This is a genomic window from Gilliamella sp. App2-1 (genome assembly GCF_001690255.1).
GTDB lineage: Bacteria > Pseudomonadota > Gammaproteobacteria > Enterobacterales > Orbaceae > Gilliamella > Gilliamella apicola_G.
In genome coordinates this window covers 24,273-38,710 of the sequence record NZ_LZGR01000053.1, presented here as the reverse complement: position 1 = coordinate 38,710, position 14,438 = coordinate 24,273, and the positions used below count along the sequence as shown (strand labels likewise).

Below are 14,438 nucleotides of genomic sequence, written 5' to 3'. Positions count from 1 at the left end.
TGCGGGCAATTATAATTTGGTATTAATTATAAATAACTGCCAGCATCAATTTCGCCCGAGTTGCCGATAAATCGGATTTCTGGCGATAAACTCACCAAGAATTTTTGTAATACACATTTTTTTATATAACGAGCTAATTCAACTATATCTTGCGCTGTTGCTTGGTTTTTGTTGACTAATACGAGCGCTTGTTGTTGATGCACGGCAGCTCCGCCTATTTGATAGCCTTTTAAACCACACTGATCGATAAGCCAACCTGCGGCCAATTTTATTTGATGATTGGCTTGTGGATATATTGGCATATTCGGATAAATTTCAAGTAGCTTATCTGCCTCAATTTTATCGACTACGGGGTTTTTAAAAAAGCTCCCTCCATTGCCAAGAACTTTTGGATCGGGCAATTTACTGCGGCGAATTTCGCATACTTTATCAAAGACCATTTTTGGGGTGACATTTTTTGGATCAAAGTTTCGTAATTCACCGTAAGTTAATACTGGTTGCCACTGTTTGGGTAATTTAATACCAACATTGATGACCGCATAACCTTGCAAATATGCTTTTTTGAAGATGCTTTCACGATATCCATATTGACCATCGGTTACAGTGATGATTTTGCCTGTAGCAAGCTCAAGCAGTTCTACATAATCAGCAACGTTTTGAAACTCAACACCGTAAGCACCAATGTTTTGGATCGGTGCCGAACCAACGCAACCCGGAATTAATGCTAGATTTTCAAGTCCCGATATATCTTGCGCAATAGTTGTTGACACTAAATCATGCCAAATTTCACCTGCCCCCACTTTTAAATACCACGCTTGTTCTGTTTCGGTTATAGTAATACCTTTTATGCGATTAACAATAACAATACCATCAAAATCACAGGTAAAAAGGGTGTTACTACCTTCGCCAATAATTATAATCGGTGAATTTTGGGTGTTATCTTGCCAAACTTGTTGTAACTGTTCAACTGTGGTTATAGTAACAACTTGTTGTGCAAAAACAGTTAGACCAAATGTATTAGGAATTTTTTGTTTCATTGATAACTACCTTTATTTTTGTGAAAATAGTTCCCCAAAAGTCAACCGATATTATAGGTTATTATTATAGTTTGGGTCCTATCGCATTTGCTGTCTATATTACCACATTGGTTAAGCTTATTTGATTAATTATTTAGTCGTGAACGATTTTGAATTTTTCTATAAATTTGCTATTAATCGTGTTCTTCAAAAAACGATTTATTTACATTTTGGCTACAAAAGAATGACTAAGTTAAAGTTCATCACATTATTTATACAAATATTCGACTAAAGCAATGCTTAAATCTTTTTTGTTTTTTGTTATCGTGTATTATAACTAGCCAAGCAATGTTTTTATGAATTATAGCCTAAATCATCGATTTGTAGTATAAAAAACAACCATTGTCATTTGGTAGGCTGTTATTGATTATATTAATTGTGCGCAAGTTAATTTTTGCTTATGAGTTAGAGGAAATTATGAAAAGAATTTTTATTATGATCCTAGATTCGTTTGGGATCGGCGGCGCTGAAGATGCAAAGAAATATGGCGATGAAGGAGCTAATACTTTAGGCCATATTGCAGAAGCTTGTGCATTAGGTAAAGCGGAACAAGGTCGAAGTGGACCATTAAAATTACCTAATTTAGGAAAATTAGGCTTAATAGAAGCCGCCTATGAGTCGACCGGAGCATATCCTAAAGGCATGATGACAGAAGGCGAAATTATTGGTTCATACGGTTATGCCAGTGAAATCTCATCGGGTAAAGATACACCTTCAGGACATTGGGAAATTGCCGGTGTACCAGTCCTTTTTGACTGGGGTTATTTTACTAATACCACTAACAGTTTTCCTCAAGATCTTTTAGATAAAATTGTTTCTCGCGCAAATCTTCCCGGTTATCTTGGTAATTGTCACTCATCAGGCACGATTATTCTTGATGAGCTTGGTGAAGAACATATGGCGTCTGGCAAACCTATTTTTTATACTTCTGCGGATTCAGTCTTCCAAATTGCCTGTCATGAAGAGACATTTGGCTTAGATAGACTTTATGAAATTTGCGAAATTGCTCGTGACGAACTGAATAAAGGTAACTACAATATTGGTCGCGTTATTGCTAGACCATTTGTTGGTAAAAAAACAGGTGAATTTGTGCGTACGGGTAATCGTCACGATCTTGCTGTTGAACCACCGGCTCCAACGATGATTAAAAAGCTGGTTGATGAAAAACACGGTACTGTAGTGTCAATCGGTAAAATCGCCGATATTTATGCACAAGTTGGGATTACTAAAAAAGTGAAAGCGACTGGTATTGAAGCTTTATTTGATGCATCACTTGAAGAAATCAAACAAGCTAAAGATAACACCATTGTATTTACTAATTTTGTCGATTTTGACTCCTCTTATGGTCACCGCCGTGATGTATCGGGTTATGCTGCTGCGTTAGAATATTTTGATCGTCGCCTTCCTGAGATGTTGGCACTTATTAAACCCGGCGATCTGCTTATTATTAGTGCCGATCATGGTTGCGATCCAACTTGGCCTGGTACTGATCATACTCGAGAACATATCCCTGTCATTGTTTATGGAGATAGTGTGCCAGTTGGATCTTTAGGTCATCGTGAAACATTTGCCGATATTGGGCAAAGTGTTGCCGATTATTTTGATTTATCGCCAATGGATTACGGTAAATCATTTATAAAAAAATAAGTAACTTAAGTTCAAATAATATCGATTTAGAAACAAATATCAGGAGAAGTTGATGTCTACCCCGCATATTAATGCCATTGATAATGCTTTTGCAAAAACCGTTTTAATGCCTGGCGATCCGCTACGAGCAAAATTCATTGCAGAAACCTTTTTAGAAAACGCACAAGAAATTACTAATGTAAGAGCCATGTTAGGTTTTACTGGTTATTACAAAGGTCAAAAAGTTTCAATTATGGGGCATGGAATGGGCATTCCATCTTGTTCAATTTACGCAACTGAACTGATTAAATTTTACGGTGTTGAAAACATCATTCGTATTGGTTCGTGTGGTGCAATTAGTCCTAATGTTAACGTGGGTGATGTTATTGTTGGTTTGGGCGCTTGTACCGATTCAAAAGTCAATCGCTTACGTTTTAAAGATCATGATTTTGCCGCTATCGCCGATTTTGATTTAACTTGTAATGCCGTTAATGCCGCAAAAAAATTAGGTGTAAATGTTAAAATTGGTAATCTTTTTTCTGCAGATCTTTTTTATAGTGTTGAGCCTGATATGTTTGATGTTATGGAAAAGTACAATATTTTAGGCGTTGAAATGGAGGCTGCCGGCATTTATGGGGTTGCTGCCGAATATGGTGCAAAAGCACTGGCCATTTGCACGGTTTCAGATCATATTCGAAAAGGCGAAGCAATGTCAGCAGAGCAAAGACAGTTAGGCTTTAAAGAAATGATCACCGTTGCACTAGAGTCTGTTTTATTAAATCAAAACTAAAAAATGGCAGGAAATCTGCCATTTTTTATTTTGATCAAATAATTATTTTATTAATATTTGGATAATAGGTTATACAAGATCGCGTTTATTAAGGAATCATAAATGAATATTAAGTTTCAACTTAAAGTTATATTTTTCTTGCAATTTTTTATCTGGGGAAGCTGGTTAATCACCCTAGGTTCTTACATGATGCGTAAATTAGAATTTACTGGTATTGAAGTAGGAGCAATATATGGAACAATGGGCATCGCTTCGTTATTCATGCCAAGCTTACTTGGTATTGTCGCTGACAGATGGATACCTGCTAATCGTTTGTATATGCTTTGTCATTTAATCGGTGCGATAACGCTATTTATTGCGGCTTCTGTCACATCACCTTTCATGATGATGATAGTGATACTTGTTCATTGCTTAGCTTTCATGCCTACTATCGCCATTTCAAATTCAATCTCTTATTCATGCTTAGAATCACAAGGACTTGATGTCATTACTCACTTCCCTTGTATCAGAATTTTTGGCACGATCGGTTTTATTGTTGCCATGTGGCTTGTGAGTTTTTTACAGTTAGAACTTAGTAGTATGCAACTTTATATCGCTGCTGCATCTTCTTTGTTACTCAGCCTTTATTCATTTTCATTACCATTAATTCCAACAACAAAAAACACGAATGATGAAAAAAACATCATTAGCTCATTAGGATTAGATGCTTTTGTCTTATTCAAACAACCTAGAATGGCTATCTTCTTTTTATTTGCAGTTTTATTAGGTGGCATTTTACAAATCACCAACACCTTTGGTAATCCATTTTTACATGATTTTGAAAAATTTCCTGAATATGCCGATAGCTTAGTGGTTAAGTATCCTTCCGTACTATTATCTATTTCTCAAATTTCAGAAGTGGTATTTATTTTATTTGTACCTTTCTTTATGAAACGTTTAGGTATCAAATACGTTATGCTAATTAGTATGTTTGCTTGGGTTGCACGGTTTGGTTTATTTGCTTATGGTGATCCATCTCCAGTCGGTTTTATACTATTACTTCTTTCAATGATTGTTTATGGTTGTGCCTTCGACTTTTACAATATATCAGGTTCGATGTATGTTGAAAAATCGGTATCGCCAACTATTCGTAATAGTGCTCAAGGACTATTTATGACCATGACCAATGGGCTTGGTGCTTATTTAGGTTCGGTAATTAGTGGCTTTGTAGTCGATCATTACACAACTACAAGTGGCATTGATTGGCAAACAGTCTGGCTTGTTTTTGCTAGTTATGCTTTGGTTTTAGCTATTGTGTTTATGCTGCTTTTTAAAAACGAAAATCCTAACGTGAAAACAAATCAACTAGCTAATTAATAATTCAATGTGTAGCGGACATCTCCACTTACATCAATATGTTGGCAACAATAAACGTTGTTGCCTTTTTATCAGTAAAAAATTAGTTTAAAAATATGATTCATTCCACAAAAATATAAATAAGTAATACAAAAGATATAGCAGACAGGTGTCTTATCAATGTAAAATAGCCCCATTTATAATTAGCAATACTAAGTATGCTATTTTGAGTTTTTGATAAGTGTGTTAATGTCATTATTACTAAAGCCAATTTAACTCATTTAAAATAGATTAAATACCTAATGAACGATCAAATTATACCCAAAGTCATATTACATGAGCACATTGAAGGAAGTATTACCCCTATTATGGCTCATCAGCTAGCTCGAAAAAATAATATTTCTTTTCCTGATACATTATGTTATCAACCTGATCAATATAACGTTAAAGAATATAAAAATGGTAGATATTTGTATGATGAGTCCAAATTTGAAGAGTTTATCAAAACGTATGATACCGTTTCTAACTTTCTAAAAGACCCTGAAGATTATTATTCCATTACTTACGATTTTCTTTATAGAAATGCCAAGCAAGGATTAATTTATTGCGAACTGTTCCTGTCCCCCTATCATATTTGCACAACTGAAGTTAATGGCGAAATTATTTGGAATAAAGAAAGATTTAATCAGACACTTTTTCAAATGGACAAAGCGATTATAAAGGTACAAAATGATTATGATATTACGGTTAGATATCATGTTATTGGCGTTAGGCACTTAGGTGCAAAAGTTGTTTATGATACGTTGCGTTTTATTCAACATAATCATCATCCATTTATTACAGGATTTAATATTGCTGGCAACGAAATGACCGGACATTTTGATGATTTTAAAGATACCCATGATTTGGCGGCTAAGCTTAATTTAAAGAAATCGTATCACGCTGGTGAAATTGATTCAGCCGAGAGTATTGTTCAAGCCCTTAAGCACGGTGCAAATAGAATCGGACACGGCATTCGTGCTATTGAAAACAAAGCGCTTATTTGTGAACTGGTCGATAAAAAAATTACTCTCGAAATTGCTTTAACGAGTAATCGAATTTTAGTTAATGAATTGCATGGTGATATTTATCAGCACCCAATAAGGCAGCTTTATGACCAAGGCGTTCGCATTACCCTCAATACAGATGATGCTGGAATTTTTGGCACCGATATTGAAAAAGAGTATCACATTGCTCAATCCATCTTTGCATTTTCACGATTAGAATTGCTTGATATAACGCTGTGTGGCATTCAAGCCGCATTTATTGAAGAATCGGTTAAAAGTCGTTTGACTGAGCAGGTTCTTTCGTGTTTTACCTCTGAAGATAAGCAGTTGCTAAAAAAATTTATTAATGACAAAAAATATCATCCAGCAATCATTGACAGATTTTTAGAATATCAAAAACTATTACTAGCCATACCCGTTAACTAATTAATTTGTCAGAATAATAGGAGATTTGCATGAAAAAAAATAAATTAATCCTAACCTTTTTAACCCTATGTATATCTGGCGCTGTTAATGCTGCGACGGTCGATTTAAGGATTATTGAAACCACTGACTTACACGGTAACATGATGAATTATGATTATTTTAAAGATCAACCAGCTGATACGTTTGGGTTAGTAAAAACCGCCAATTTGATTCATCAAGCAAGACGTGAGGTAAAAAATAGTGTTCTTGTTGATAATGGCGATTTGATTCAAGGTAGTCCAATGGCTGATTACGCAGTAAATAAAGGTCTTAATGATGGCGAAATTCATCCTGTTTATAAAGCACTCAATACGCTTAATTATACTGTCGGTAATATTGGTAACCACGAATTTAATTTTGGATTGAAATTTCTGCAAAAAAGCCTTTCAGGAGCTAAATTTCCTTACGTTAACGCAAATGTTTATGATGCCAAAACCAATAAACCATTTTTTACACAATATATTATTGTAGATACTCCAGTGGTTGATAGGAAGGGCAAGAAGCATACAATTAAGATTGGCTATATTGGCTTTGTTCCACCACAAATTATGCAATGGGACAAACTTAACCTTGATGGCAAAGTTGTCGTTAAAGATATTACTGAAACTGCCAAATTATTAGTGCCCGAAATGAAAAAACAAGGTGCCAATGTCATTATTGCGATTCCTCACTCTGGCGTATCGACTGAACCTTATAAAGCGTTAGCTGAAAATTCGGTTTACTACTTGAGCCAAGTAGAGGGTATTAATGCGATTATGTTTGGTCACTCTCACGGCGTATTTCCTAGTGAAGAGTTTAAATCACTACCAAATACAGATCTTAAAACCGGCAATATTAATCATGTCCCAGCTGTGATGCCTGGTCAATGGGGTAGCCATTTAGGTGTGGTGGATTTAGTGCTAAAGGGTAATAAATCCGATTGGCAAGTAACCTCAGGTAAATCCGAAGCTAGACCTATTTATGATGTAAAAAATAAGAAGGCACTAGTTGAAGCCGACAAAAAGATTGTCAATATTCTAAAAAAAGACCATAAAGGCACGCGTGAATTTGTTGGCAAGCCAATTGGTAAAGTTTCAACTGATATTACGAGCTATTTAGCCCTGGTCGAAGATACTTCTGCCTTACAAATTATTAGCGATGCGCAAATCAATTACGTTAAGCAGTTTATTCAAGGGGATCCTGACCTTGATGGTCTACCCGTTCTATCAGCTATTGCACCATTTAAAGCCGGTGGCAGGAAAAACGATCCAAGTGCTTTTGTTGATATCAAAAAAGGCGATTTGTCGTTTAGAAATGCCGCAGATATCTACCTTTATCCTAATATTTTGTCAGCCATAAAAATTACAGGTAAAGATGTTAAAGAGTGGCTGGAATGTTCAGCCGGTATGTATAATCAAATAGATAAAAATTCATCACAACCACAATATCTAATTAATTGGGACAAATTTAGAACTTATAATTTTGATATTATTGATGGAGTGAATTATCAAATAGATGTGACCAAACCACCACGTTATGATGCAAATTGTCAGTTAATTAATCCAACCTCTGAAAGAATTAGCCATCTGACTTATCAGCAAAAACCAATTGTCCCTAATCAAAAATTCTTAATTGCCACCAATAATTATCGTGCTTATAGCGGCATATTTCCGGGTACTGGTGAAAAAAATATCAAATTTAATTCGCCAGATGATTTAAGATTGATTCTTTCGGCTTATATCACCAATATCACCCAAAAATATGGCATAGTGAATGTTACCGTTGATAATAATTGGCAAATTGCCCCAATTACTAGTGACATAAAATTGGATATTCGCTTTGAAACATCACCCGCGGATGAAGCTAAATCTTATATTGAAAAACATTCATTATACCCTATTCGCTTTATCGACACAGATACATCTGGTTTAGGGGTTTATCGAATAGATTTGCAGTCGCCAGTTAACACTCAGCCCAAAATTTAATTAGTATTATTACGATTCAAGGATTATCAATATGAAAATTGAAAAACTGATTGAACTTGCTAAAACCGCCCGTTCTCAAGCTTATGTGCCTTATTCTAAATTTAAGGTTGGTGCCGTGCTCATTACCGAAGATGATGAAGCAGTTTTAGGCTGTAATATTGAAAACGCCTCTTATGGATTGGCCAATTGTGCAGAACGAACGGCAATTTTTAAAGCGGTGTCTGAAGGTAAAACAAAATTTAAAAAATTGGTAGTCATTGGTGATACCGAGGGTCCGATTTCGCCTTGTGGGGCTTGTCGCCAAGTTATTAGCGAGTTTTGTGCTAAAGATATGCCTGTTATTTTGACCAATATGCAAGGAAAAATCCAAGAAACAACGGTGGGTGAATTATTACCTTGGTCTTTTTCACCAAGTGATCTAGATTAATTTTGGTTTGTTTTAAAGGAAAATGAATAAAAAAAATGGTAAATATAATTTGAGATTTATTTATAGTATCCAATTTTTAGTCGACTATTTTCGACAAAAACTAAACAATCATACTTGGTATGAACAGAGCAATACACTAACTTGATTTATTGATTTTAAGAGAGAATCGTTATGAGATTTGTAGATATTATTGAAAAAAAACGTGATGGCAATGCATTGACCACAGATGAAATCCAATTTTTTATCACCAACTATACTAATGGCACCATCCCCGATTATCAAGTTAGTGCTTTATTAATGGCCATTTATTATCAAGGTATGACATCAAAAGAGTGTGCAGATTTAACCAGTGCAATGATGTATTCGGGCGATACCGTTGATCTATCATCAATTCAAGGCATTAAAGTTGATAAACACTCAACTGGTGGTGTGGGCGATACAACAACCTTAGTTCTTGCTCCTTTAGTTGCAGCCTTAGATGTGCCAGTAGCTAAAATGTCAGGTCGTGGACTTGGGCATACAGGTGGTACCACTGATAAATTTGAGTCTATCCCAGGATTTAAAATTGAATTAAGTAAACAAGATTTTATTAATCAAGTTAATACAAAAGGTCTGGCGGTAATCGGTCAATCGGGCAATTTAACACCAGCAGATAAAAAACTCTACTCATTACGCGATGTCACAGGCACTGTTAACTCTATTCCGCTAATTGCTAGCTCAATCATGAGTAAAAAATTAGCGGCAGGCGCTGATGCTATTGTGCTTGATGTCAAAACAGGCGATGGCGCACTAATGAAAAATATGGCTGATTCAGAAAAATTAGCCCACGAAATGGTGAATATTGGCAACCAAATTGGCCGCAGAACCATGGCAATCATTTCAGATATGTCACAACCACTTGGTTTTGCAATTGGTAATGCACTTGAAATAAAAGAAGCCATTGATACTTTACGAGGTCATGGTCCTACTGATTTAACTGAATTGGTTTTAACATTAGGTAGCCAAATGGTTGTGCTTGCCAATAAAGCAAAAACATTAGAAGAAGCCAGAGCAAAACTTCAAGAAGTCATTAAAAACGGCAAAGCTATCGAGAAGTTCAAAACCTTAATTGAAGCACAAGGCGGTGATAGTTCAATGGTTGATCATCCTGAAAAATTAGCTAGTGCACCTTACCAAATTGCCCTACCAGCACTAAAATCAGGTTATGTATCAAAAATTATCGCAGATCAAATCGGGATCGCTGCAATGCAACTAGGTGCAGGACGCGCAACCAAAGAAGATATCATCGATCCCGCTGTTGGAATCATATTACATAAAAAAGTGGGCGATAAAGTTGCCGAAGGTGAAGCGTTGTTAACAATTCATGCCAATACCGATAAGCTTGATACGATAAAGCAAAAATTGTATGACAATATTATTGTTAGTGATTGTGCAAATGAAACACAATTAATTTATAAAGTGATTACGGAGTAATCATTGGCAATAAGGATTTAGGAGACACCATGTATCATTCAAATTTGAATAAAAAAATATCACTGATTGTAGTTTTGGGGATATTTTCAGTTAACGCTATAGCGGCTATTTCAACTAAACCTTCAACAACGTCGAGTTGGGAAAAAAACAAGCCTTATCAATTTACTATTTTACACACTAACGACCATCATGGTCGTTTTTGGCAAAATGATATTGGTGAATATGGTCTTGCTGCACAAAAAACAGTTGTCGATGAAGTAAGAAAGGAAGTAGCGGCTAAAGGAGGAAAATTGTTGCTTCTGTCTGGTGGTGATATTAATACTGGCGTTCCTGAATCTGATGTACTTCAAGCCAAACCCGATTTTTTAGGTATGAATGAAGTTGGGTACGATGCGATGGCGGTAGGTAATCATGAATTTGATCATCCTTTAACTGTTATTCGTGAACAACAAAAATGGGCCAATTTTCCATTTTTATCTGCTAATACTTACTTTAAAGGCACAGAGAATCGTGTTTTTGATGCTTACAAAATATTTGATTTAAATGGTATCAAAGTAGCGGTATTTGGATTAACTACTGATGATACCATTTTTTTAGCTTCACCTAAAAATACCGATGAAGTTGAGTTTCGAAAAACCTTACCCGAAGCACAAAAAATTATTGCCCATATAAAAAAAACTGAACGTCCAGACATGATGATTGCCGTAACACATATGGGTCATTACGAAAATGGCGAACATGGATCTATGGCACCAGGGGATGTTGAATTAGCCAGAAGCTTACAAAGAGGCGAATTAGATATGATTGTCGGTGGTCATTCGCAAAATCCCGTTTGTATGGCTAGCCCGAATAAACGCATTACCGAATATGTACCAGGCACTCCCTGCGCACCCGATCAACAAAACGGCACATGGATTGTACAAGCTCACGAATGGGGGAAATATGTTGGGCGCGCTGATTTTGTCTTTTTAAATGGCAAAATAACTTTGCAAAATTACCAATTAATTCCAATCAATCTAAAAAAAGAAGTGGATAATGGTAACGGCACAAAACGCCTTGAATATTACACTAAAGAGATTATACAAGATAAAAATTTACTGGAAAATTTAAAACCTTATCAAGAACAAGGCAAACAACAATTACTAGTTAAAATTGGTGAATTAACCGGTCGACTTGAAGGTGATCGCGGTGTTGTAAGATATCAACAGAGTAATATGGGGCAGTTGTTACTCAGCGCTTTTATTGAAAAAACCAATGCGGATATTGGTATTATGTCTGGAGGCATGATTCGCGATTCGTTAATTGAAGGTAATATTACTTATCGCGATATTCTAAAAGTTGAGCCTTTTGGCAATAGTGTTGTTTATTTTGAATTAACAGGTAGCGAATTAATCGATTACCTTAAAGTGGTACTCAATAAAAAACAAGGTTCGGGTGGATTTCCCCATTTGAAAAATGTCATCTTAATACGATCTGGCGATAATATCGCAGAGGTAAAAATTAATAATACACCTATTGATTTACAAAAATCATATCGCATTGCCACACTTGACTTTTTAGCAGCAGGTGGTGACGGTTATCCAATAACTAATACATCACCAACATATGTGGATACTGGTTATCGAGATGCTGATGTTGTAAAACAATATTTTGAGGAAAATTCTCCAATTAACGCATCTGATTATGAACCAACACAATTTATTACTGATAAATAAGTATTGAGGCAATTATGAGCATGACCGAATTTCAACAAAATTGTTACAATATTGTGACAGATCCCAACTTGTCACCAAAACAAAAATCTAACTTGCTTGCGCTTGCTGCGGAAAATAATCTGCCTTATGTAGATCTAGATAGTGAAACCCAACAAGCCTTAAATGAACGTGTTATTTGTGATATGTATGAGGGTCACGCACCGTATAAACCACGTTATGTGCTACCCGATTATACTAAATTCTTAAAACAAGGCTCAAAATGGCTTGAACTTGACCCAGCCAAAACTTTTGATGATGCATTAAATATGCTCACCATTGCTTATCATCATGTGCCTTCAGTAACGGGTATGCCAGTTTATTTGGGCTGTTTAGATCAAATATTACTTCCTTACGTTGGCAGTCTTACAGAAGATCAGCTTTATCAGCGATTAAAACATTTTTGGATAATGCTAGATCGAAATTTACCCGATGCCTTTATGCATGCCAATATAGGACCAACCGATAATATTATCAGTCGTGTAATCTTGCGCGTGGATAAAGAGTTAAAACAAGTCGCACCAAACTTAACCTTTATCTATGATGAAAACATCACACCAGAATCATTATTATTAACGGTTATTGACAATATTTGTGATACTGCAAAACCACATATTGCCAATAATATGATGATCAAGAAAGATTTTGATGACAAAGGCTATGGTGTAGTAAGTTGTTATAATTCACTACCAATTGCGGGCGGTGGTAGCACATTATCAAGAATCAATTTAAAAGAAGTGGCATTACGTAGTAAAAATATTGATGATTTTTTACAAAATGTCCTTCCTTACTACTGTCAATTACAATTGAATTTAATTAAAGAAAGATCAGCGTTTCTTTTTGAAAGATCCAACTTTTTTAGCAATAGCTTTTTAATTAACGAAGGGATCATTGAAGTTAATCGATTTGCGCCTATGTTTGGTATCTATGCGATGGCTGAAGCCGTAAATATTTTGCAAGAAAAATCAGGTTTTGCAGGACGCTATGGTAAAAATGAGGATGCTAATGAACTGGCTAATACGATCTCTAAACAACTAGCCGAATTTGTTGATAGTCATGAAATTAAATATGCTTGGAAAGGAAAAGCTATGTTACATGCCCAATCAGGCATTAGTTCGGACAGAGGTGCAACTCCTGGATTACGAATTCCTTATGGTCATGAGCCCGATCCTGTTACCCATATTATGGCATTGTTTAAACATCATCATTATTATACATCAGGCATTAGTGATATTTTGACTCTTGACGAAACCATTAAAGATAATCCGTCCGCATTATTGCAAATTTGTAAAGCGGCCTTTAAATTTGGTTTCCGAGAATTTACCGCCAATATCAGTGGTAATGATTTGGTACGAGTAACTGGTTATATGGTTAGGCTTTCTGATATTGCCAAATACAAACAAGAAGGTTCTCGTATTAATACAACCCTTTTAGGAGCAGAAGCTGCCGACGACAAAGAAAATAATAGCTATTTATGTCGTACACCACGAGTGATTAGTCATGAACAAATCATGGGCAATCGTTAATAAACTGTTACCCTTTTCGTGTGTTGATGGACCTGGAAATCGGTTTGTCATTTTTTTACAAGGATGTAATTTTAAATGTTTAAATTGCCATAACCCTTACACTATATCTTTATGTACGGAGTGCGGGAATTGTGTAAAGTCTTGCCCGCATAAAGCATTAAGCTTTATCAACTATAAAGTTATATGGCAAACTTCAGTTTGCCAGCAATGTGATACTTGTATTAATACTTGCGTACATCATTCAACACCAATGACTTACAAATATAGTGTCGATGATCTTTTAATCACCATTCGAAAATATCTACCATTTTTAAATGGTATTACGCTCAGTGGTGGAGAAGCAACAATGCAGTTACCCTTCGTTGAAAAGCTATTTAGTACTATCAAACAAACCAATGATTTAAAACACCTTACCTGTTTTATTGATAGCAATGGTTACTTAGCCAAAACTGGGTGGCAAAAAGTAGAAAACATTATGGATGGTGCGATGATTGATCTCAAAGCTTGGGATAATGATGTCCATAAAAGTCTAACGGGGCGAGACAATCTGCGCGTAAAAGAAACAATTAAATACCTTGCAAAAATTAACAAATTATACGAAGTGAGATTTTTAATTATTCCTGAACACACCGATCTACAAGATAACGCAGAAAATATTGCCAAGTTCTTGATCGATTTAAATCCTAATATTCGAATAAGAATTAATGCGTTTCATAATCATGGGGTGCGTGGCATCGCTAAAAAATGGTCATCTGCCAATAAAAAGCAAATCGAAATTTTTGCTGAACAATTAAAGCAAAATGGATTAAAACACTTTACCTTACCAACCGTATATTTGTAATTTTTTCCACCAGCAACTACTTCATATAAACTATCAAAAAGAGGAAGGCATTTCTTCTTCTTTTTGATTGATTTAACTTATTACTATATTACTAAGACACATTTTGCAAACATGTAAT

At 35.4% G+C, this 14,438-nt stretch carries 11 protein-coding genes; 10 read left to right on the top strand and 1 reads right to left on the bottom strand.

The genetic code is table 11. The annotated features are described in order from the left end of the window. Positions 1-26: 26 nt before the first annotated feature. Positions 27-1,037 (bottom strand): UDP-N-acetylmuramate dehydrogenase, encoded by a 1,011-nt coding sequence (murB, locus tag A9G22_RS07355; RefSeq protein WP_065585921.1) that lies wholly within the window; start codon positions 1,035-1,037, stop codon positions 27-29. Between the two features lie 456 nt (positions 1,038-1,493). On the opposite strand from murB, the gene A9G22_RS07350 reads away from it, so the two are divergent. The 10 genes from A9G22_RS07350 (at position 1,494) to A9G22_RS07305 (ending at position 14,320) form a co-directional block, all read left to right on the top strand. After that, complete coding sequence (locus A9G22_RS07350; RefSeq protein ID WP_065586023.1) at positions 1,494-2,723, top strand: phosphopentomutase; 1,230 nt, start codon at positions 1,494-1,496, stop codon at positions 2,721-2,723. 52 nt (positions 2,724-2,775) lie between these two features. Further along, a complete protein-coding gene (gene deoD / locus A9G22_RS07345) occupies positions 2,776-3,492 on the top strand; it encodes a purine-nucleoside phosphorylase (protein ID WP_065582920.1) in 717 nt (238 codons plus the stop codon). Positions 3,493-3,594: 102 nt separating this feature from the next. After that, on the top strand, positions 3,595-4,848 hold the full coding sequence (locus tag A9G22_RS07340) for a nucleoside permease (protein ID WP_075508608.1): 1,254 nt from the start codon (positions 3,595-3,597) through the stop codon (positions 4,846-4,848). 281 nt (positions 4,849-5,129) lie between these two features. Then, complete coding sequence (gene add, locus A9G22_RS07335) at positions 5,130-6,299, top strand: adenosine deaminase (protein WP_075508607.1); 1,170 nt, start codon at positions 5,130-5,132, stop codon at positions 6,297-6,299. A gap of 29 nt (positions 6,300-6,328) precedes the next feature. After that, positions 6,329-8,302: a bifunctional 2',3'-cyclic-nucleotide 2'-phosphodiesterase/3'-nucleotidase gene (locus tag A9G22_RS07330; protein ID WP_065585924.1), complete on the top strand. Its 1,974-nt coding sequence runs from the start codon at positions 6,329-6,331 to the stop codon at positions 8,300-8,302. 31 nt (positions 8,303-8,333) lie between these two features. Beyond that, entirely contained in the window at positions 8,334-8,729 is a 396-nt protein-coding gene (locus tag A9G22_RS07325) for a cytidine deaminase (protein ID WP_075508606.1), read from the top strand. 171 nt (positions 8,730-8,900) lie between these two features. Further along, the gene (locus A9G22_RS07320; RefSeq protein ID WP_065585926.1) at positions 8,901-10,202 is read left to right on the top strand and encodes a pyrimidine-nucleoside phosphorylase; all 1,302 of its coding nucleotides are present in this window, start codon (positions 8,901-8,903) and stop codon (positions 10,200-10,202) included. 29 nt (positions 10,203-10,231) lie between these two features. Further along, positions 10,232-11,917, top strand: coding sequence for a bifunctional UDP-sugar hydrolase/5'-nucleotidase UshA (ushA, locus tag A9G22_RS07315; protein ID WP_075508605.1), 1,686 nt, complete (start codon positions 10,232-10,234; stop codon positions 11,915-11,917). A 14-nt stretch (positions 11,918-11,931) separates the two neighbouring features. Next, positions 11,932-13,479, top strand: coding sequence for a YjjI family glycine radical enzyme (locus tag A9G22_RS07310; protein ID WP_442899746.1), 1,548 nt, complete (start codon positions 11,932-11,934; stop codon positions 13,477-13,479). After that, complete coding sequence (locus A9G22_RS07305; RefSeq protein WP_075508603.1) at positions 13,454-14,320, top strand: YjjW family glycine radical enzyme activase; 867 nt, start codon at positions 13,454-13,456, stop codon at positions 14,318-14,320. Before A9G22_RS07310 ends, A9G22_RS07305 begins: the two co-directional genes overlap by 26 nt. Positions 14,321-14,438: the final 118 nt, after the last annotated feature.

Excerpts from the sequence above, each read along its gene's own strand:
- murB (WP_065585921.1), bottom strand. The coding sequence starts at position 1,037 with ATGAAACAAAAAATTCCTAATACATTTGGTCTAACTGTTTTTGCACAA.
- A9G22_RS07350 (WP_065586023.1), top strand. The coding sequence starts at position 1,494 with ATGAAAAGAATTTTTATTATGATCCTAGATTCGTTTGGGATCGGCGGC.
- deoD (WP_065582920.1), top strand. The coding sequence starts at position 2,776 with ATGTCTACCCCGCATATTAATGCCATTGATAATGCTTTTGCAAAAACC.
- A9G22_RS07340 (WP_075508608.1), top strand. The coding sequence starts at position 3,595 with ATGAATATTAAGTTTCAACTTAAAGTTATATTTTTCTTGCAATTTTTT.
- add (WP_075508607.1), top strand. The coding sequence starts at position 5,130 with ATGAACGATCAAATTATACCCAAAGTCATATTACATGAGCACATTGAA.
- A9G22_RS07330 (WP_065585924.1), top strand. The coding sequence starts at position 6,329 with ATGAAAAAAAATAAATTAATCCTAACCTTTTTAACCCTATGTATATCT.
- A9G22_RS07325 (WP_075508606.1), top strand. The coding sequence starts at position 8,334 with ATGAAAATTGAAAAACTGATTGAACTTGCTAAAACCGCCCGTTCTCAA.
- A9G22_RS07320 (WP_065585926.1), top strand. The coding sequence starts at position 8,901 with ATGAGATTTGTAGATATTATTGAAAAAAAACGTGATGGCAATGCATTG.
- ushA (WP_075508605.1), top strand. The coding sequence starts at position 10,232 with ATGTATCATTCAAATTTGAATAAAAAAATATCACTGATTGTAGTTTTG.
- A9G22_RS07310 (WP_442899746.1), top strand. The coding sequence starts at position 11,932 with ATGAGCATGACCGAATTTCAACAAAATTGTTACAATATTGTGACAGAT.
- A9G22_RS07305 (WP_075508603.1), top strand. The coding sequence starts at position 13,454 with ATGAACAAATCATGGGCAATCGTTAATAAACTGTTACCCTTTTCGTGT.